This is a genomic window from Halorientalis marina (genome assembly GCF_023028345.1).
Taxonomy (GTDB): Archaea; Halobacteriota; Halobacteria; order Halobacteriales; family Haloarculaceae; genus Halorientalis; species Halorientalis marina.
This window is the reverse complement of sequence record NZ_CP095487.1, coordinates 1,493,241-1,511,556: the sequence shown is the minus strand read 5'-3', so window position 1 is coordinate 1,511,556 and position 18,316 is coordinate 1,493,241. Positions and strand designations below refer to the sequence as shown.

General features: G+C 67.8%; 21 protein-coding genes. 6 read left to right on the top strand and 15 right to left on the bottom strand.

The annotated features are described in order from the left end of the window. Positions 1-17: 17 nt before the first annotated feature. Positions 18-497 carry a redoxin domain-containing protein gene (locus tag MUG96_RS07690; protein WP_246988043.1) on the bottom strand — a complete coding sequence of 160 codons (480 nt, stop codon included), beginning with the start codon at positions 495-497 and terminating at the stop codon, positions 18-20. A gap of 112 nt (positions 498-609) precedes the next feature. On the opposite strand from MUG96_RS07690, the gene MUG96_RS07685 reads away from it, so the two are divergent. Further along, on the top strand, positions 610-849 hold the full coding sequence (locus MUG96_RS07685) for a glutathione S-transferase N-terminal domain-containing protein (RefSeq protein ID WP_246988042.1): 240 nt from the start codon (positions 610-612) through the stop codon (positions 847-849). A gap of 21 nt (positions 850-870) precedes the next feature. On the opposite strand, the gene MUG96_RS07680 is transcribed toward MUG96_RS07685, so the two are convergent. Both MUG96_RS07680 and MUG96_RS07675 read right to left on the bottom strand, forming a co-directional pair. Continuing rightward, positions 871-1,278: a cupin domain-containing protein gene (locus MUG96_RS07680; RefSeq protein ID WP_246988040.1), complete on the bottom strand. Its 408-nt coding sequence runs from the start codon at positions 1,276-1,278 to the stop codon at positions 871-873. A gap of 58 nt (positions 1,279-1,336) precedes the next feature. After that, on the bottom strand, positions 1,337-2,104 hold the full coding sequence (locus MUG96_RS07675; protein WP_246988038.1) for an NAD-dependent deacylase: 768 nt from the start codon (positions 2,102-2,104) through the stop codon (positions 1,337-1,339). A gap of 136 nt (positions 2,105-2,240) precedes the next feature. On the opposite strand from MUG96_RS07675, the gene MUG96_RS07670 reads away from it, so the two are divergent. After that, complete coding sequence (locus tag MUG96_RS07670; protein WP_246988036.1) at positions 2,241-2,573, top strand: hypothetical protein; 333 nt, start codon at positions 2,241-2,243, stop codon at positions 2,571-2,573. Here MUG96_RS07670 and MUG96_RS07665 read toward each other — a convergent pair. From MUG96_RS07665 to thyX, 4 genes are all read right to left on the bottom strand, one after another. After that, the gene (locus MUG96_RS07665) at positions 2,570-2,839 is read right to left on the bottom strand and encodes a DUF7538 family protein (protein WP_246988034.1); all 270 of its coding nucleotides are present in this window, start codon (positions 2,837-2,839) and stop codon (positions 2,570-2,572) included. The genes MUG96_RS07670 and MUG96_RS07665 overlap by 4 nt on opposite strands. A gap of 426 nt (positions 2,840-3,265) precedes the next feature. Continuing rightward, the gene (locus MUG96_RS07660) at positions 3,266-3,919 is read right to left on the bottom strand and encodes a helix-turn-helix domain-containing protein (protein ID WP_246988032.1); all 654 of its coding nucleotides are present in this window, start codon (positions 3,917-3,919) and stop codon (positions 3,266-3,268) included. Between the two features lie 71 nt (positions 3,920-3,990). Continuing rightward, the gene (gene cysK / locus MUG96_RS07655) at positions 3,991-4,944 is read right to left on the bottom strand and encodes a cysteine synthase A (protein ID WP_246988030.1); all 954 of its coding nucleotides are present in this window, start codon (positions 4,942-4,944) and stop codon (positions 3,991-3,993) included. 74 nt (positions 4,945-5,018) lie between these two features. Continuing rightward, complete coding sequence (thyX, locus tag MUG96_RS07650; protein WP_246988028.1) at positions 5,019-5,762, bottom strand: FAD-dependent thymidylate synthase; 744 nt, start codon at positions 5,760-5,762, stop codon at positions 5,019-5,021. Positions 5,763-6,001: 239 nt separating this feature from the next. Here thyX and MUG96_RS07645 point away from each other — a divergent pair, with 239 nt between their 5' ends. Further along, on the top strand, positions 6,002-6,343 hold the full coding sequence (locus MUG96_RS07645) for a cupin domain-containing protein (protein ID WP_246988026.1): 342 nt from the start codon (positions 6,002-6,004) through the stop codon (positions 6,341-6,343). Between the two features lie 12 nt (positions 6,344-6,355). Here MUG96_RS07645 and MUG96_RS07640 read toward each other — a convergent pair whose 3' ends face one another. Together MUG96_RS07640 and MUG96_RS07635 are read right to left on the bottom strand one after the other, a co-directional pair. Continuing rightward, entirely contained in the window at positions 6,356-7,012 is a 657-nt protein-coding gene (locus tag MUG96_RS07640) for an RAD55 family ATPase (RefSeq protein WP_246988024.1), read from the bottom strand. A gap of 2 nt (positions 7,013-7,014) precedes the next feature. Continuing rightward, positions 7,015-7,599 carry a HalX domain-containing protein gene (locus MUG96_RS07635; RefSeq protein ID WP_246988022.1) on the bottom strand — a complete coding sequence of 195 codons (585 nt, stop codon included), beginning with the start codon at positions 7,597-7,599 and terminating at the stop codon, positions 7,015-7,017. Between the two features lie 193 nt (positions 7,600-7,792). Here MUG96_RS07635 and MUG96_RS07630 point away from each other — a divergent pair, with 193 nt between their 5' ends. Further along, complete coding sequence (locus tag MUG96_RS07630) at positions 7,793-8,374, top strand: MBL fold metallo-hydrolase (protein WP_246988020.1); 582 nt, start codon at positions 7,793-7,795, stop codon at positions 8,372-8,374. A 25-nt stretch (positions 8,375-8,399) separates the two neighbouring features. Here the strand turns inward: MUG96_RS07630 and MUG96_RS07625 are convergent, their stop codons facing one another. The 3 genes from MUG96_RS07625 to MUG96_RS07615 all read right to left on the bottom strand — a co-directional run bounded on the left by MUG96_RS07625 (position 8,400) and on the right by MUG96_RS07615 (position 12,585). After that, positions 8,400-9,206 carry an ATPase gene (locus MUG96_RS07625; protein WP_246988018.1) on the bottom strand — a complete coding sequence of 269 codons (807 nt, stop codon included), beginning with the start codon at positions 9,204-9,206 and terminating at the stop codon, positions 8,400-8,402. Beyond that, positions 9,203-9,475 (bottom strand): DUF5827 family protein, encoded by a 273-nt coding sequence (locus MUG96_RS07620; RefSeq protein WP_246988016.1) that lies wholly within the window; start codon positions 9,473-9,475, stop codon positions 9,203-9,205. Before MUG96_RS07620 ends, MUG96_RS07625 begins: the two co-directional genes overlap by 4 nt. Before the next feature lie 71 nt (positions 9,476-9,546). Next, positions 9,547-12,585, bottom strand: a complete 3,039-nt coding sequence (locus MUG96_RS07615; RefSeq protein ID WP_246988014.1) for an FAD-binding and (Fe-S)-binding domain-containing protein — start codon at positions 12,583-12,585, stop codon at positions 9,547-9,549. A 150-nt stretch (positions 12,586-12,735) separates the two neighbouring features. Here MUG96_RS07615 and MUG96_RS07610 point away from each other — a divergent pair, with 150 nt between their 5' ends. After that, a complete protein-coding gene (locus tag MUG96_RS07610; protein WP_246988013.1) occupies positions 12,736-13,131 on the top strand; it encodes a histidine kinase N-terminal 7TM domain-containing protein in 396 nt (131 codons plus the stop codon). A gap of 234 nt (positions 13,132-13,365) precedes the next feature. Here the strand turns inward: MUG96_RS07610 and sod are convergent, their stop codons facing one another. The 3 genes from sod to MUG96_RS07595 all read right to left on the bottom strand — a co-directional run bounded on the left by sod (position 13,366) and on the right by MUG96_RS07595 (position 17,368). Beyond that, positions 13,366-13,971: a superoxide dismutase [Mn] gene (sod, locus tag MUG96_RS07605; RefSeq protein WP_246988011.1), complete on the bottom strand. Its 606-nt coding sequence runs from the start codon at positions 13,969-13,971 to the stop codon at positions 13,366-13,368. A gap of 148 nt (positions 13,972-14,119) precedes the next feature. Then, complete coding sequence (locus MUG96_RS07600) at positions 14,120-15,811, bottom strand: sensor histidine kinase (protein ID WP_246988009.1); 1,692 nt, start codon at positions 15,809-15,811, stop codon at positions 14,120-14,122. A 99-nt stretch (positions 15,812-15,910) separates the two neighbouring features. Further along, entirely contained in the window at positions 15,911-17,368 is a 1,458-nt protein-coding gene (locus MUG96_RS07595; protein ID WP_246988007.1) for a cryptochrome/photolyase family protein, read from the bottom strand. Between the two features lie 111 nt (positions 17,369-17,479). On the opposite strand from MUG96_RS07595, the gene MUG96_RS07590 reads away from it, so the two are divergent. Continuing rightward, positions 17,480-18,247 carry an SDR family NAD(P)-dependent oxidoreductase gene (locus MUG96_RS07590; protein ID WP_246988005.1) on the top strand — a complete coding sequence of 256 codons (768 nt, stop codon included), beginning with the start codon at positions 17,480-17,482 and terminating at the stop codon, positions 18,245-18,247. Positions 18,248-18,316: the final 69 nt, after the last annotated feature.

The following is an 18,316-nucleotide window of genomic DNA, read 5'->3' as shown; positions in this document are numbered from 1 at the left end:
CGGCGACAGCCCGCCGGTCAGAGGTCGGCGACTGCGTCCTCCACGTCCTCGTGCGGGAGCGGACCGATCCACTCGTCGGCCACGTACGCGTACTGGACTTCCCGGTCGGGATCGAGGACGAACACGGAGCGCCACGGCGTCGAGATGTTCGCCATGTGGTCGCGGTCGGTCATCAGGTCCAGTGCCTCCGTGACGCCGCCGTTCACGTCGGCGAACATCCGGAACGGTGGATTCCCCAGCCAGCGGAGGAAGTCGTTCTGGGCGTAGGGACCGTCGCGGCTGATCCCGATGACCGGCGCGTCCTCGAACTCGTCCCAGCCGTACTTCTCGAAGCGTTTCCACCAGTTCTGTGCGATGGCGCTGTAGACGAACCCGGTGCTGACGAGGACGCCGCCCCGGTCCCCGAGCGCCGCGGAGAGAGTCGTCGAGCGGAACGTCTCGCCGTCACACAGCGTCGCCTCGAAGTCGTCGATGGTGTCGCCCTCGGCCGGTGGCATACCCGGGCATCGACCGGCACCGACAAAAAACCACCTTCGTCGGCAGGGACGGCCCGACGGGCGTCCGGCCGACGCCCCGGGACTTTAGACGCCCCGGGCCCTACGGGGAGGTATGTCGCTCACGCTGTACCGGCTGGAGGGCTGTCCGTACTGCGAACTCGTCGTCGACCGGCTCGAGGAGCTGGACGTCGACTACGAGAGCATCTGGGTCGAGGGACTGCACTCGAAGCGCAACGAAGTCGCCAGGGTCTCGGGCCAGCGGCAGGTGCCCGTCGTCGTCGACGAGGACAGCGGTGTGACGATGGCCGAATCGGAGAAAATCCTCGACTATCTCGACCGGAGTCACGCCTGAGACGGCGTCACCGCGGGCGGCCTACTCGTCCTCGTCGAGGCTGTGGGGGTCGAGTCCTGGGTCCTCGACGGCCGGCGCGCCGATAGCCAGGATCACACCCTCGTCGTCGCCGGTGTAGCGGTGGCCGTGGCCGATCTCCGGGCCGGCGGCCCAGAACGCACCGGGGCCGACCTCGACGAACTCCTCCTCGCCGGAGCGGCCGAGCTTCAGCGAGAACTCGCCCTCGATAACGTAGTAGAACTCCTCCTGTTCGCTGTGTGCGTGATACTGGATCTCCTCGTCGGGCTCGAAGTACCACAGCGTGACGTGGAGGTTGTCCAGTCCCATCTGCTGGCCCACCGGCCGGATGTCCAGGTCTGGGGGTACGCCTTCGACGTCGGAGAGGTCGGTAACTGGCACGTCCTCGGTGTCGAGTACCTCGTACTCCATAGCACCGGAGGCCACGACGGGATGGGTCAAAAACCTATGGGGCGGCAGGGAGGGAGTGTCAGGACTGGACGGCGTCGGCGAGTCGCGGCAGGGCCTCAGTCACGTCCGCCCGGAAGTCGAAGTCCGCCTGGTCCGACAGCGGCGTCGATTCGAGGTTCACGAGGACGAGCGTGGCGCCCCGCGTAGCGGCCTCCCGGGGGAGCGAGGCCGCCGGTTCCACCGTCAGCGACGACCCCGCGACGATGAAAGCGTCCGCGTTCTGTGCCTTCGCGTGGGACTTCATCAGCGCGTGTTCCGGCAGTTGTTCCCCGAAGAGGACGGTGTCGGGCTTGAGAGTGCCGTCGCCACACTCCTCGCAGGTCGGCGGCAGTTCGCCGTCGCGGGCGCGCTCGATGACCGGGTCGGCGTCGTAGCGATGCTTGCAGTCCCGGCAGACGGCCCGTGCGGCCGAACCGTGAATCTCGATCACGTTCTCGGAACCGGCCTCCTGGTGCAGGCCGTCGATGTTCTGCGTGATGACGGTATCGAGGTGGCCGGCCGCTTCGAGGGCCGCCAGGGACTCGTGAGCGGCGTTCGGACCGATAGCCGCGTCGTCGAAGATGGCCGCCTGCAGGTCGACACGGTCCTCCCAGAACCCCGCGGGGTCGGCACGGAACCGGTCGATGTGGAAGTCCATCGGGTCGTGGCGCTCCCACAGGCCGTCGTCGCCACGGAAATCGGGAATCCCCGACGCCGTACTCACGCCCGCGCCCGTCATCGCGACCACCGAGTCCGCCTCCCTGATCGCCGTCGCCGCCGACGTTATCGCCCCGTCGCTGTCGCTCATGTGCCACCCCTGGCGGGACAGGAACAAAAACCCGGCGTCGGAATTTGCCTTCGTGGGAACACCGAGGCCGGCCGAGACCGGCGGCAGACGAGCGTCTGACGAACGCTTAAGGTCGAGAGCGTGTCATGTTATGACAATGGCCGACGGGCGACTCGACGACCTAGAGCGGCGGATCAGGGAACTGGACGCTCGAGTCGCGGGTCTCGAAGCGGAGAGCGCGGCGGTACGTGGCTCGCTCGCCGACCTCACGGGCGACCGACGGCTCGTCGACGACGGGCCCGGCCAACGTGAGGAGGCCGATGCTACCGCCGACGGAGAGCGCGGCAGTGACGCGAGCGGCGAGGACCGCGAGGTCGTCATGGCGCCGCCGACGGGGGCGAGCCAGGCGGCGGTGGAGGCAGCAGTCGACGCGGTGGACGAGCCCCGAGATCGGGAGAACGGGCTCGTACTGCGCGGGCCACGACCCTAGAGGGACCGCGATTCGATCTCGGGGTCGATATCGGCCGCCGCGAGGTCCTCCCGGACCCGTTCCCGGAGCGGCGACGGGACCGTCCCCCGTCCGACTGGAACGGCGAGGTCGCCGTCGGGGTCGACCTTCCAGTAGAGGACGCAGTCGCTCGGTTCGTAGTACTCGATGCTGTAGCGGTCGGTCGCGCCCTCGTAGTGGACCCGTGCCGCCCGGCCGTCGACGTGCCACCCTTCCCGGTTCGCGAGCGCGTCGAGTCGGTCGCTCATACCCACACCCACGAGCGGGGTCGGCCTACGGGTTTCGGAAAACGGCAAAGGCCACGCCCCGTACCTGACCAGTGCATCTGGGGTGAGTGGGCAGGTTTCGGGCGTGTCCGTCCGTGAGTAGGGAGCCACACCAGTGAGTGGGGTGCAGTGGGGAGCCCATTGACCTCACTGGCCATCCGATGAGTCGCCCCTCGCCGTAGTGTAGTTTTACCCTCTCATACCAAGTTGTTTTTAACACTCGGAGCGGTTGACCTGCTCCACTTGAATTGCCACAGAATGATGGGTGGATCTTCAATACCGAAGCGAGACCAGTGGATATTGGGACCGCCGACTCCGGGCGATTGGCCGGCCGGTCCCGACTGGGTGTCGACACGGGCCATCCCGGGCCCCCTCGTGTCCTCTACCACACCGTTTTCGGCGGCCGATTCACACGGCGTCTGACGTGGCGAGCAGGGATTCCAGGACCTTGGTCTGGGCGCGCGAGAGGTGTTCGACCGTCGTGGCGACCGAGATGTCGAGTTCCGCCGCCACCTCGGAGGCGTTCGCCCCCTTCGGTCGCTCGAAGTAACCCATCCGAAACGCCGTGTCGAGGACCTCGTACTGTCGTTCGGTGAGGCGGCCGCGGTCGATGCGGACCGGGTCGCCGCCGGCAGTGTCGCCCGACCGACGGAGCTGGGTCAGCCGGACCTTCCCGTAGCGCTCGCGGAACTCGTCGACGATCTCGCGGACCCGCGTCACGTCCGCGACGTAGAAGGTGACGTACAGCGACCCGTCGCGTGCCCGGACGTCGGTGACGGGGACCCCGAGCGACTCGATCCGCTCACACGGGCAGGTCTCCGGGTCCGGCGTCCGCTCGAACCGGTATCGCGTTCGCGTCCCGGTGTCGAACAGTAGCTCCGACTCCGCCGCCGCGCCGTCAGTGTCGGCCTCACCGTCGACGGAGAACTCCTCCACGACGGTCCCGTCGGGCTGTTCGCTCCACGACACCGACTCGGCCACGCCCTGCTCCGCCGAGGCTGTCGCAACCGGACACACCTCCCTGGCGTCGACGGCGAGTTCGACCTGCGTTGTGTCGCTCATACGTGATCGCACTCACCCCCGGTTCAAATTTACTCGGGGAAACACGTTCGCCCAGTCCCCGACCGAGGCGCTCAGTCGTCGGCCAGTGCGGGCTCCGCGTCGATCATCGTGGCGGTGTCCTCGTAGAGGTCCGTCGAGAGATACCGCTCCCCGGAGTCGGGGAGGACGACGGCCACGAGGTCGTCGGCGTGAGCCTCGCGGGTCGCGACCTCGACGGCCGCGTGGAGGGCAGCGCCGGCCGAGATACCGCTGACGAGCCCCTCGTCCGCCGCGAGTTCGTGCGCCCGTCGTTTCGCGTCGGCCTCGGTCACGGTCACGACCTCGTCGAGCAGGTCCGTCCGGAGTACCTCGGGCACGAATCCCGCGCCGATACCCTGGATGCCGTGTGACCCAGCCTCGCCACCGGTGAGGACCGGCGAATCGGCCGGTTCGACGCCCACGCTGTGGAGTGACTCGTCGCGCTCACCTTTCACGTACTCGGAGACGCCGGTGATGGTCCCGCCGGTGCCGATTCCGGCGACGAAGGCGTCCAGCTGGCCGTCAGTGGCCGCCCAGAGTTCGGGGCCGGTCGTCTCGCGGTGGGCCGCGGGGTTGGCCTGGTTCTCGAACTGCTGGGGGACGAAGGCGTCGTCGACCGTCCCCGCGAGTCGCTCGGCGGCCTCGATGGCCCCGTCCATCCCGCCGTCGGCGGGCGTGAGCCTGATGTCGGCTCCGAGCGCCGAGAGCAGTTTCCGGCGCTCCTCGCTCATCGACTCCGGCATCGTCAACACGAGGTCGTACCCCTTCGCGGCACAGACGACGGCCAGCCCGATCCCCGTGTTGCCGCTCGTCGGCTCGACGACGGTCGTGTCCGCGTCGAGATGCCCCTCGCGTTCCGCCCACCCGATCATCCCGCGGGCGATCCGGTCCTTGACCGAATAGGGATTGGCCGCCTCGACTTTCGCCACGAGATTGTCGGCGAACGAATCGAGGCGTACCAGCGGCGTCTCACCGATCAACTCCGTCGCATCGGCTGCGATCTCCATACGGGACCGTCCGCGCTCGCCGCCGATAGGCGTCCACCCACAGTACTGTGGGCCTTCAGGAGGCGAGACTCGATTCAGGGCGCCAGCCGGTTTTTCCGACCTTTCATGTGCTCGTTGTAGTGCTCGAAGGTGATCGGACACCACTCCTCGGCGAGGTCCAGCACTTCCTCGGTCATGTTCCGGATCTCCCATTGGCTGTCTGCCGCGGCACGCATGTCGGCCACGTGCATCAGCATCCGGGCGTTCATCGACATGACCATGTTGACCTTCGTGCCGATGGGGAGGACGAAACGGGCGTCCTCGGGGGGCATCCCGAGGTCGAGCAGTTCCTGGTAGGACTCGACGGCGTGCTCGATGGCGTCGTTGAACACCTCCTCGCGGCGTTCAGCGGTCTCCTCGCCGACGGAGCCGCTCTCCTGGTTGCGGCCGACCCAGTCGGGGTCGGTGGCCGACGGCGGCGTGACGACCAGTTCGCCCTCGCGCACGTCGGCGGGATCCACGTCGTCGAAAGAGACGTAGCGCATGCTCTGAATATCGAAACTGACGTGGCGGTGCCGGGTGATCTGGGCCATGCAGGAGCGACTGATCCCCTTCACCGCGAAGGTGGCCTGTGGGTGCTCGAAGGGACCGAAGTGCCCGTGGTCGAGCAGGTGGCCGATGAGCGTCTCCTGTTTCTCCTCGATGGTGTCGCCCTCCGCCGTCTCCATGATCTCGTCGAACGAGCAGTCGCCGACGAACTCGCTCATGTAGTCGTTCCGCGCGGCCGTGCAGATGACTCGCTCCGGGTCCTCGGTGGCTTCGAGCAACTGGACCTCCATACTCACCACCCCGCGGCCGAGACGCAAAAGCGCTGTCGTCGCTGCAAACCAGAGGGGTTCGGGACGAAACCCACTGCGTGGGCCGCACAGGCCAACATATTCGGCGCAATGTAGTTCCACCGTGGGGGTATATCGTCGTCCCGAGCGGGACAGCTCTCACATCCCCGCTCCGTTCTCCTGCCTGGCGCGTCCGGGAGTCCAGGCAATAGTTTGAGGGGACCTGGCGTGGACGGTCGGGTATGGGCTACCGGACAGCCTCGACGGCGGACGTGGAATCGGTCGTGCCCGAGGAGTACGGCGGCATGTGGTTCCTGAAGGATGCACTCGACACCAGCGAGGTGGGCGTGACGATTCTGGAACTGGAGCCGGGTGCGAAAGGCAAAGAACACGACCACTCTGGCGACGGGCAGGAGGAGGTGTACGTCTGCGTGTCGGGGGCGGTCGACATCGAGTTCACTGACGACACGGTGACGCTGACGGGGGACGACGCCGTCAGGATCGACCCAGGAGAGACGCGACAGATACACAACCGCGGGGACGAGCGGGCACGGCTGGTGCTGGTGGGTGGCCCGCTGGAGTGACGGCCGGCGGCCTCAAAGCGCGGCCCAGGTGGTCGGACCGTCGGTGAGGCCGAGGACGCGGGCCTCGCGGCCGGCGTCGCCGTCCCTGATCTCGACGAGGCCGTCGAAGGCCTGCTTGATGACCTGGAGGGTCTGTTCGTCGTGTGCGCCGGTGTCGATGGTGAAGACGCCGAGGTAGCCGGCGGCGTCGAGCCGCGAGGACAGCACGTGACAGAACTTGAACACAGTCTCGCGGTCGGTGTAGGTGAGCATGGTCGACAGCGACATGAGCGCCATGCGGCCGCGGTCGGCACCGGCGCCGTGGAGCGATTCGAGCGCCTTCGTGATGCCGATCCCGATGCCGGTGAGGTCGCCGGGCGAGGAGACGTGGTGGACGTAGAGCCCGTCGCGGCTCTCGAGGGAACTGGAGCCCTCGGCGCGACAGTCGACGACGCCGAGCTGGAGGTTGTCGATTCCGGCGGCGCGCTCGCGGTAGTCGGCGACGACGTTCTCTGCGCCGTCGCTGGTCGAGACGACGAGTGCCCCCTCACCGCGCCGGGACCCGTCGGCCAAGATGTCCTTCGCGAGGTTCTCCTTGCCGGTCATTGCCGGGCCGGCGATCAGGACGCTCGTGCCGGGCCGAACCGACGAGACCGCGTCCGTATCGAGTACGTCTGATAGATCGTACATTGCTACGTGTCTTCTCCCCCGCCGATCCGTTGGATGGCGGTAATGAAATCCGCGTCGTCTTCGACGCCACCGAGCGTCCGCGAGAGGTCGTCCTGGAGCTCGTCGACACGGTCCGTGAGCCCCTCGTACTCCTCGCTTTCGGCCAGTTCGGCGCCGCTCTTTGCAGTCTCAAGTGTGGCCTGCTTTTCGACCAGTGCGTAGTACTCCTGAAGGAGCGAGTCGTACTCCGACCGTTCGAGGAGTTTCTCGACGGTGGAGTGGAGTTCGTCGCTCCGGATCGGTTTGCTCAGGTAGGCGTCGAACCCCATCTCGAGGATATCGAAATCGGGCTCGACGGCCGTCACCATCGCGACCCGACAGCCGAGTTCCCGGTCACGAATCCGCTCCAGCACCTCGTCACCGGACAGACCCGGCATCATCCGGTCGAGAAGAACCACGTCCACGGCCCCGTCGAGTTTCGCCAGCCCCTCGTCCCCGTCCTCGGCGATGCGAACGTCGTACTCGTCCGCGAGCCAGAGATTGTAGGTTTCGGCGACGTCGGGCTCGTCCTCGACGATGAGCACGACAGGCGCTGTCGAGTCAGTCATTCTGCTCTCCGTAGCCGATTACCATTCCACATACATAGCCCTGTGGGTCGTTTCTCGCCTGATACCCCGTCCGGGCGTGGGGATGCGGTCCGGCCGTCCGACCGCGGCCGCCGAGCATGTTCGGCCCGGCCCGACGACGGGCGGGAGGGACGGAAACGATACCTCCAAGACGCGGGTCGGTCTACGAGTCGACATGATCACGAACCTCGCACGCGGGCAGCGCGTCTTCACGAGCAACGCCTTTCTCGTCGAGGGCGAACGCACCGTCGTCGTCGACGTTGGTAACGACTTCGACGTGGTGAGCGAGATACGCGAGCGGGTCGACGACATCGATGCCGTCGTCCTCACCCACACACATCCCGACCACGTCGGGAACCTCGCCGCAGTGGTGGACGCCTTCGGCGTCGACGTATGGGGGTTCGACCCCGAGTTCGCGGGCGTCGATCACGCCATCGCCGACGAAGGGGCGGTCCAGCTGGGCGACGACGACTACCGCGCCCTGCACACGCCCGGCCACAAGGACGACCACCTCTGTTTCTACGCCGCCGACCCGGGCGTCTGTTTCGCCGGCGACCTCGTGTTCGCCAACGGCGGGTTCGGTCGCACCGACCTCGCCGGGGGCGACCGCGCCACGCTCGTCGAGAGCATCGACCGCCTGCTCGACACCGCGGACGAGGACCTCGCGGCGATGCACACGGGACACGGGCCCTCGATAACGACGAATCCCTACCAGGATATCGAACTCGCCGCGCAGGCCGCGCGAATGGGCGTCTAACCGGCGTCGCTGGCGCAGGCCGCGTTCAGTCAGCCCGCGCCACGGTCAGCAGCGCCTCGTACGCATCGTCGTATGCCCGGGCGACCGTTGCGGGGTCGTCCCGCTCGTCGCTCCCGAGCGCGGGCAGTTCGACCGCGCCCGCTGCGTCGATCAGGTCGATGACGTTCGGAACGCGTTCCTCGAGCTGCCCCTCCTCGGGACTGCCAGTGGCGACTTCACAGGCCTTCGCGTACCGCCCCCCGTCGTAGACGCGTGCCCGACCCGGCTCGACGACCGCGACGGCGTCGGGTTCGAACGCCGAGAGTGGCCGTGCCACGTCGCCGTAGGACTCGACGACCGCCCGGTCGCGGTCGGCGATTCGTCGGGCGATGCCGTCGAGGGCAACGACGTGGAGCTGTGCCATCACGTCGTTGAAGCCGTCGAGGGAGTCGACGCGAACGGCGTCGTCGAGCGGGAGGTGCTCGCGTGCGCCGTCGGGGACAGCCACGGTGTCGTTGACGACGAAGTTCTCAGCGACGCGGTCGACGACGAACTGACGGTCCTCCTGCCCGAGCATCCCCGCACCCGACCCGGGCGACGGGCGCCACAGCCGGTGGATAGGATTGATGTCCTCCGGGTCGAGGTCACCGGGACTGGCGGCGGCGAGTCGCTTCGCGTCTTTCCCGAACAGTCGTCCCTGCTCGACGGCGTACCGGTAGTCGTCGTGGTGGAACCAGTAGTCGTTCCCCGCTCTCGGTTTGAAGCCGACGGCGCCGAGGCGGGAAAGCAGGCCGACGGTGAAGGTGGTCTTGCCGGCGTCGACGCGGTCGGCACCGGCGACGAGGAGCTTCATGCGTCCTCGGCGAGGCCGTACAGGCCAGGATCGTCGTCGGCGGCCGGTTCGGCGAACACGAACCGGTCGGCGTGATACACCATCCACGGGATGGTCCAGTCGAGCAGGATGGCTTCGGTCTCCGGGTCGAGGTCCTGTCCGGGGTCGAGTCCCTGGAACAGGCGCGAGATCTCGTAGACGGTGTACATCTCGTCGGGGTCGAGCACGTCCTCGGGTTCCTGGAACTCCAGCGGCCGCAGATCGTCGAACTCGGACTTCGGAACGGGCATTGCCGCTCGGTTAGCCGGCCCGGGAGTAAAGGGTGCGGATTCGCCGACGAGGGGGGAGTGGTGCGGACCGATCAGGCAAGCGCCTCGCGCAGTTTCTCGACGGGGTGGGCCGGGTGTTCCCCCTCGAAGTCGTCGTCGGCCAGCTGTGAGCGACAGGACGCCCCGGGCGCGACGACGGTCTCGCCGTCGCTGTCCTCGATCTGGTCGTAGAGGATGGTCCCGATGGCCTTCGAGAGGTCGTAGTGTTCGGCCTCGTAGCCGAAGGAACCGGCCATGCCACAGCACGAGGAGTCGAGGTGGTCCACGTCGTAGCCGGCTTCCCGGAGCGCGGCCGCGGCGTGGAAGTCGCGGTTCAGCGCCTTCTGGTTGCAGTGGCCGTGATACGCCAGCGACTCTGCGGGCGCGTCGAAGGTCAGGTCCTCGAAGACGGCGTGGGTGTTGACGTACTCGGCGACGCCGTAGGCCGCCGTCGCGAGGTCCGTCGCGCGGTCGTCGTCCAGGAGGTCCAGGTACTCGTCCTGGAACATCACCGCGTCGGAGGGCTCGACGAACAGCACCGACCAGCCGTCCTCGACGTAGGGAGCCAGCGCGTCGAGGTTCGTCCGGGCGCGCTCCTGGGCGTCGTCGAGCAGGCCCATCGAGAAGGCCGCGCGCCCGCTCGGCGCGACCTCGTCGCTGTCGAGCACCTGGACGTGGATGCCGGCCGCCTCCAGCAGTTCGACGGCCGCCTTCCCGGGTTCGGGGTAGCTGTAGTTCGTGTAGGTGTCCGGGAACAGCAGCACCTTCGACTCTGCCTCCGGAAGCGGGACCTCTGGGCCGCGTGCCGCGAACCAGTCTTCGAGCGTCTCACCGGTGAACCGCGGCAGGTCCCGCTCAGGCGCGATGCCGAACAGTTTCTCCGCCAGGAAGTCCGAGCCCGGGAGCTTCTGCGCGACGTTCGAGAGCGGCGCGAGTTTGCTCCCGATGGCGGAGACGCGGTCGACGTTACCGAACAGTTTCGAGCGGCGACTCGTCCCCTCGCGTTCGTGGTACTCGTGTTTGACCTCCGCTTTGAGCTTGGCGAGGTCGACGCCGGTCGGACAGTCCGATTTACACCCCTTACAGCCGACACAGAGGTCCAGCACTTCGGACTGGAACCGCTCGGAGTAGAGTTCCTCCTCGGGGAGTTCACCGCTGATGGCCGCCCGGAGCAGGTTCGCGCGGCCGCGGGTGGCCTGGATCTCCTCCTTCGAGGCGCGGTAGGTGGGACACATCGTGTTTTCGCCGGTCTGCCGGCAGGTCCCACAGCCGTTACAGAGTTCGACGAGGTGGGAGAAGCCGCCTTCGTCGGCGAAGTCGAGTTCGGTCTGGGGCTCCAGTGACTGGTAATCGGCACCGTACCGGAGGTTCTCGCGCATGTCCGCGCCGACGCCCCGGTCGCTGTCCGGCCCCACGTCGCTCGGACTCTCCCGGTAGACGACGTTGCCGGGGTGCATGAACCAATCGGGGTCGACGGCGGTCTTGACCGCCTTGAACGCCTCCCAGAGGGCCTCGCCGTACATCTTGGGGTTGAACTCCGTGCGGGCCATCCCGTCGCCGTGCTCGCCGGAGAACGCCCCGTGGTGCTTGAGGACGAGGTCGGTCACGTCCTCCGTGATGGAGTGCATCGTCTCGATGTCCTCGCCGGTCTTGAGGTTGAGGATGGGCCGGATGTGCAGCGTGCCGCTCCCGGCGTGGGCGAAGTAGGCCGCGGAGGTGTCGTGGTCCTCGAGGACTTCCTCGAACTCCATGACGTACTCGGCCAGTTCCTCTGGGGGCACCGTCGCGTCCTCGATGAACGGGTACGGCTTGGGGTCCCCTTCGAGGCTCATCAGGAGTGGGATGGCGGCCTTCCGGAGCGCCCAGATGTCGTCCTGTTCGCCCTGGTCGTAGGCCTCCAGCACGTCGAAGGCGTCGCCGTTCTCGACGAAGTGTTCGTTCGTGGCGGCGATGGCCGCCTCGAAGTCGTCGTGGAGTTCGGAGTCGAACTCCAGCATGAGCGACGCGGCGGTCCCCTCCGGGATGGGCTCGACGTACTGGTCGTAGCCGTCCGATTCGGCCGCGAGCCGGAACACCTCGTCGTCCATCAGTTCGACGGCGCTCACGTCGAACTCCAGGGCCTCCGGGACGGCCTCCATCGCGTCCACGAGGTCCTCGAAGTGATACAGCGCCAGCGCAGTCTCCTCGGGCACCGTGACGAGGCCGACAGTGGCCTCGACGAGGACGCCCAGCGTCCCCTCCGAACCGACGTACAGTTTCGCGAGGTTGATCACCTCCTCGCCGTCCTCGTTCTCGTAGATGACGCGGTCGAGGTTGTACCCCGAGACGCGGCGCTTGAGGTCGGGGTAGCGCTCCTCGATTTCCGCCTCGTGGTCCTCGACGAGCCCCCTGACGGTCTCGTAGATCTCGGCCTCGCGGTCGTCCTTCGAGACGATCGCCTCGTACTCCTCGCCGTCGAGGACGACCTCGCGGGCGTGGAGCAGCGTCCCGTCGGGGAGGACGGCCTTCACCGCCTCCGTGTAGGCGTCGGTGATGCCGTACCGGACGGAGTGTGCGCCCGTGGAGTTGTTCCCGATACCGCCCCCGACCGTCGAACGGTTCGAGGAGGCCGGGTCCGGGGCGAACTTCAGGCCGTACTCGGCGAGGTGGTCGTCCAGGTCGTCCTGGACCACGCCGGGCTGGATGGTCGCCGTCTGCCCGTCGGGGTCGACCGAGAGGATGCCGTCCATGTGCCGCGACATATCGAGGACGACACAGCCGGGGCCGACGGCCTGCCCGGCCAGCGAGGAGCCGGCACCGCGGGGGAGGATCGGTACCTCGTGGTCGACGGCGGCCGTGACCGCCGCCTGTACGTCCGCGATGTCCTCCGGATAGACGACGCCCGCGGGCCGTGCCTGGTAGATGCTCCCGTCGGTCGCGTACAGGAGCTGTGCGTACTCGTCGAAGCGAACGTCGCCGTCGACCGCCGCCCGGAGGTCGGCCGCGAGGTCGACGTACTCGGCGATGGTCTCGTCCGGGCTGCGTGCCAACGCCGTCGGGTCGCCCGGCGGCTCCGACGGTCGCGTGATCGGTGTCTGGTCTTCGACGCCCATGTGCCCCCAGTCGTAAGCGGTCCGGAATAAAAGGTGTGGCGAGGTGTCACACGGACCGACAGTCGGCTCCGTGGAGACGTTAGAGAAACCACTCGGCGGTTCACGACCGCGAATCGGCCCGAGGGTCTTCTACCGCGGTTCCCCTTCGATATGGAGATAGCGGCCCAGTTCTCCCCTCTCCAGGCGGTCGAACTCCTCGGTGCCGTTTTCGCCCTCTTTCTTGGAGGCTACGCCTGGCGAAACCGCTCGGAATCCGGTGCGCTCCCACTCGTCGTCATCACTGCCGGGGTCGTGAGTTGGCTCGTCGGTGCCGTCGGCGTCGGTTTCGCCTCGTTCCGGGATCACGCCCCGCCTGCCGCCGTGGTGCTTTTTTTCGGCGTGACGACGACCGTCGCCGGCTGGGGGGCGTTCGCGCTCGTGTTCAGCGGTCGTCGGGAGCGGGTGGGTTGGCGGCGCTGGGCACTGTTGTCCGTCGAACCGCTCGGCGTCGTTCTGGTGCTGCTTAGAACCGGTACCACCAGTGGTTCTACCAGTTCGACCCGGTGACGGGAGAGTACGCCGGGCTCGGGATCGCCTACTGGCTCCACGCCGGGTACTCCTAACTGGTCGTGCTGGGCGGTGACAGTGACCGGAGGCGAGAGCGGCGGCGCACGGTTCGAGTTCCGCAACGTCGGCGTCGTCTCGGCATCGGCAGTCTCGGAGACTGCCGACGATTGATAGCCGCGGGGCTGACGGGTGTGTGCGAAAGAAAAGTCGAGGTTTGCGCTCGGGCGACTGACTCTACTGCTGGGTGGCCTTCTGGTACTGGTCCGCGACCTCGTCCCAGTCGACGACGTCGAAGAAGCCGTCGATGAAGGAACCGCGGTCCGGGCCGTAGTCGTAGTAGTAGGAGTGCTCCCAGACGTCGCAGGCGAGGATGGGGTGTGAGCCCCACAGCGCGCCCTGGTCGTGCTTGTCGACGACGATGTTGCGCAGCTGATCGGCAACGGGGTCGTAGACCAGCAGGGCCCAGCCGCCGGCGGCACCGGCAGCGGCCTCGAACTCGCCTTTCCAGCCCTCGTAGGAACCGAAGTCCTCCTCGATGCGGTCGGCGAGTTCGCCGGACGGCTCGCCGCCGCCGTTGGGATCCATGTTGTCCCAGAACAGCGTGTGCAGGTAGTGCCCACAGCCGTTGTGGGTGACGTTCCGGATCGCGCCCGCCGAGGAGCCGAAGTCACCGCTCTCGCGGTTCTCGGCCAGGGTCTCTTCGGCGCTCTCGAGGCCGTTCACGTACCCCTGATGGTGGGTATCGTGGTGCCACTCGAGGACCTGTTCGCTGATCGACGGCTCGAGCGCGTCGTAGTCGTAGGGCAGTGGCGGCAGTTCTGGTTCGGAATGCTCGGGCATAATGTAACCTCCAATAGATACACTCGGCCGGACATCTGTTAAAGGTTTAGAAGGCGGTCGTTTTCGTGCAAACAACGGGCAATACGTAACCGTCAACGGCTAGGGGCACGCTCGTCCCCGTCCGACCAGCGTCCCGACGGCCGCCCCGTCACTGGGCGGCCGTCGAGGGCGACGCCGTCGCGACCGGGACTTCGACGGTGACGACGCTTCCCCCGTCTTCGGGACACTCGACCGTCACCGACCCGCCCATGGTCTCCGACCCCCAGTTGACTAACCAGAGGCCGAGGCCACTCGAGTGTTCCAACGGCGTCTCCTCCCTGGTCCGCAGGACCGACCGCTCCCCCTCCGGGATGCCGGGGCCGTTGTCCGCGACGGCGACGGCGACGGTGCCGTCCGCCCGGGTGACGGTGACGGTAACGGTAGGCTCCGGGCCGTCGTTGTGTTCGACCGCGTTCTCGAGGAGGTTCCGCAGGACCGGGCCGAGCGTCCGGGAGACCGTGACCGGCGCGTCGACGGTCTCGACCGCGAATTCGGTGTCGGGGTAGGTCTCCCTGGCGCGGTCGATCTCGACCGAGACGATATCGTCGACGGGCATCGGGTCGCCGGCGACCCCGTCGTCGAGGATGCGGTCGATCTCGCGGGCCTTGTCGCCGAGGTCGACCATCCGCATCGCCTTCTCCTGGATGCGGTCGACGGCCGCCCCGTCGGCGTCGAGTTTGCCGGCGTAGCCGTGGACGACGTTCATCTCGTTCCGGAGGTTGTGCCGGAGGACACGGTTGAGCACGTCGAGTTGCTGGATGCGGTTGCGTTGCTCCGTTACGTCGTGGAGGACGACGACCCGTCCCTCGCGGCCGGGGCTGTCGGCGCGGAGCCCCGTCATGCTGACCTCGTAGTAGCGGGTCCCACTGGGACCGTCCATCTCGACGGTCTCGCAGTGGTCGGGGTCGTCGGCTGCCTGGAGCCGTTCGTAGGCCGGTACCAGGTCGGACGCGGCGCTCTCGATTGCGGCGTCGCGGTCGACGCCGAGGACGCTCGCGGCGCGGGGGTTGATGTCGACGATGGCGTCGTCGCCGTCGACGACGACCACGCCGTCGTCCATGCTCTCGACGACCGACTCCCGGGCGATGCGGCTGGAGACGGGGACGGATTCGAGGAGCTTGAACTGCGTGAGCGCGGCGATGCCCGCCGCCCCGGAGATGAGGAACATGAACGGCGTGAGATCGAGGTTCTCGACCGGCGAGTAGCCGGTGACGAAGATGAGGTTTCCCGTCCACGGCGCGACGACGGTGATGAGGAGCGCGAGCGCCTGGCCCCGGTAGAGCGAGCGGGCGCTGACGACCAGCTGGAGGATCAACAGGGTGCCGGCCCCGAGCAGGGCGTAGGCGTAGGCCGTGTATGCCCAGAACCAGGGGCCGTAACTCACCTCGACGATGCTGATGGTCCCGTAGACGTTGACCGTTCGAGCGACGTAGACGAGGTCGAAGGGGGTGCCGGCCCAGACCGCTCCGAGGGTGATGCCGGGGACGAATCCGAGCGCCGCGACGGTCCGCCTCGTCACGTACGCATCGCGGCTGGTGTACTCCAGGGCGAACAGCAGCCAGGCGACGGGGATGACGACGAGGCCGAGCCACTCCAGTCGATGGAGGAGCAGTCGGCGCGCGGGGTCGGTGGTGAACAGACCGATGGAGGAGGTGGCGACCCACCACGTCCCGGCGGCCATCAGCGTCGCAAAGGCCGTCGCGCCGGGTTTGGGGCGCTGGCGCCAGGCCAGAACCGTCAGGCCGAGCGCGGCCGTGATCGACCCCCAGACGAGAGCGAGCGAGAAGAGTGAGGAAACCATGCGCGTCCGTCGTCCTGCAGTGGATTCGACCCCCCGGAATGATAAGGACAGTGGTGATTTCGGCAGGTGACGGGCGGCCCGCGCCGTGGGGGGCGCCGCTCAGTCGTCGCCGCGTGCGCGCTCGAACATCTCGATGGCCGCCTCGCGCCGCTCGCTGTGGTCGACGATGGGCGCGGGGTACTCCGGCGCCGTCCGCTGGCGCTGGGTCGGCGAGAGCGTGTGCCAGTCGTGGATCAGCGCGGGGTCCACGTCGCGAAGTTCAGGGACGTACGCTTTGATGTACTCGGCGTCGGGGTCGTAGCGCTGTCCCTGTTTCATGGGGTTGAAAATCCGGAAGTACGGCTGGGCGTCGGTGCCGGTGGAGGCAGCCCACTGCCAGCCGCCGTTGTCGTTGGCCGTGTCGTGGTCGACCAGCCGCTCTCGGAACCAGTCGTACCCCTCGCGCCAGTCGACGAGGAGGTCCTTCGTGAGGAAGGCCGCGACGATCATCCGGACGCGGTTGTGCATGTACGCCTCCGCGCGTAACTGTCGCATTCCGGCGTCGACGATGGGATAGCCGGTCTCGCCGTCCTTCCAGGCCTGCAGGGCCTCGGGGTCGTGGGTCCACTCGATGTCGTGCTCGTAGTCCTTGAAGTTCGCCGTGACGACCTCGGGGTTGTAGAAGAGGACCTGCGTGTAGAACTCCCGCCAGGCGAGCTGGTCCTGGAACTCGTGGACGGACGCGCGGGCGTCCTCGTCGGGGGCGTCCGCGTGGGCGCGGTCCGTCGCCGCGTACACCTCGCGGACCCCGATGGTGCCCCACTTGAGGTCCGCGGAGAGCCGCGACGTGCAGTCGTCGGCGGGGTAGTCGCGGCGCTCGTCGTAGCGATAGATGTCGTCGGCACAGAAGTCGTCGAGTCGCTCGCGTGCGGCATCGGTGCCGGCCGCAGGGATCTCGGCCGCGGGCTCCTCGAAACCGAGGTCGGCGAGGGTTGGGAGTGGTTCGTCGTCCGAGACTGCGGCGAGGTCGGCGGCCGCGGGCGGGTCGTAGGGGTCCGCCTTCGGGCGGTCGTGCCACTTCTTCGAGAAGTAGGTGAACACGGAGTAGAAGTCGCCGTCGTTGGTGGTGATTGCGCCGGGTTCGTGGTGGACGGCGTCGTGGAGGGCCTCGCGAGCGACGCCGGCATCGTCGAGGGCCTGGCGCACGGCCGCGTCGCGCTCGCGTGCGAGCCCGGAGTAGTCCTTGCACCAGGTGACGCCGTCGGCGCCGAACTCCTCGGCGACGGCGGGGACGACCTCGCGGGGGTCGCCGTGGCGGACGAGGAGGTCGCTCCCGCGCTCGCGGTACCACTCGCGGAGGGACTCGAGGGCGTCGAGCATGAAGGCCACCCGTGGCGGCGCGCCGTGGTCCAGGACGTCGCGGTCGAAGACGAACAGGGGCAGGACGCCGTCACCGTCGTCGGCGTCGTCGGTCTCGGAGGCGCGGTCGCCCGTGTCGGGTGACGCGGCCGCGACGGCGGCCGCGAGCCCGCGGTTGTCGCCCGCGCGGAGGTCTCTGCGGTGCCAGTGGACGTACATACGCGTCGTAGTGGACACGGCCTCATCAACACCGGCCCTGACCTATTGGGTACCGCGGACCCGTCCGGCACGGGCCACATTCTTATCCCACCGCCGCGACGATGCAGGGGTATGCAGGCTCAGTTCGACTGTTCGGACCGTGTCGCTATCGTGACCGGCGGCAGCCGCGGAATCGGCCGCGCCATCGCTGAAGGATTGGCGGCGGCGGGCGCGTCGGTCGTGCCCGCAAGCCGGACGGAATCGGACGTGGAAGCAGTCGTCGAGAGCATCCGCGAGGACGGCGGCGAGGCACACGCGGCGACCGTCGACGTGGCCGACCGTGACAGCATCGACGCGCTGGTGTCGGAGACGGCCGACGCCTTCGGCGGCGTCGACGTGGTCGTGAACAACGCCGGCATGAACCCCGACTCGGCGCTCGGGAAGCCGGAGTCCGTCGACCCGGAGGGCTTCGACGGCACGCTCGAGGTGAACCTCCAGGGCGCGTTCGCGTGCGCGCAGGCCGCGGCGGAGCACCTCCACGAGAGCGACCACGGCTCGGTCATCAACGTCGCGAGCGTCGGCGGCGTGGTCGGCCTCCCCCGCCAGCACCCCTACGTCGCCTCGAAACACGGCCTCGTCGGGATCACGAAGAGCATGGCGCTCGACTGGGCGCCCGAGGTCCGGGTCAACGCCATCGCGCCGGGCTACGTCGCCACCGAGTTCATCGAGGGCGCAATGGAAAACGAGAAGATCAAGCAGTCGCTCATCGACCGCACGCCGCTGGACCGGTTCGCCGACCCCGAGGAACTGGCCGGCCCGGCCGTGTTCCTGGCGAGTGACGCCGCCTCCTACGTCACCGGCTCGGTCCTCAGCGCCGACGGCGGCTGGACGGCGAAGTAAAGACCGGGACGGCCGAATTTTACACTGTTAGCTTTCGCGCCGGACTCGATTCCGTTGGTAGTGGCTTCG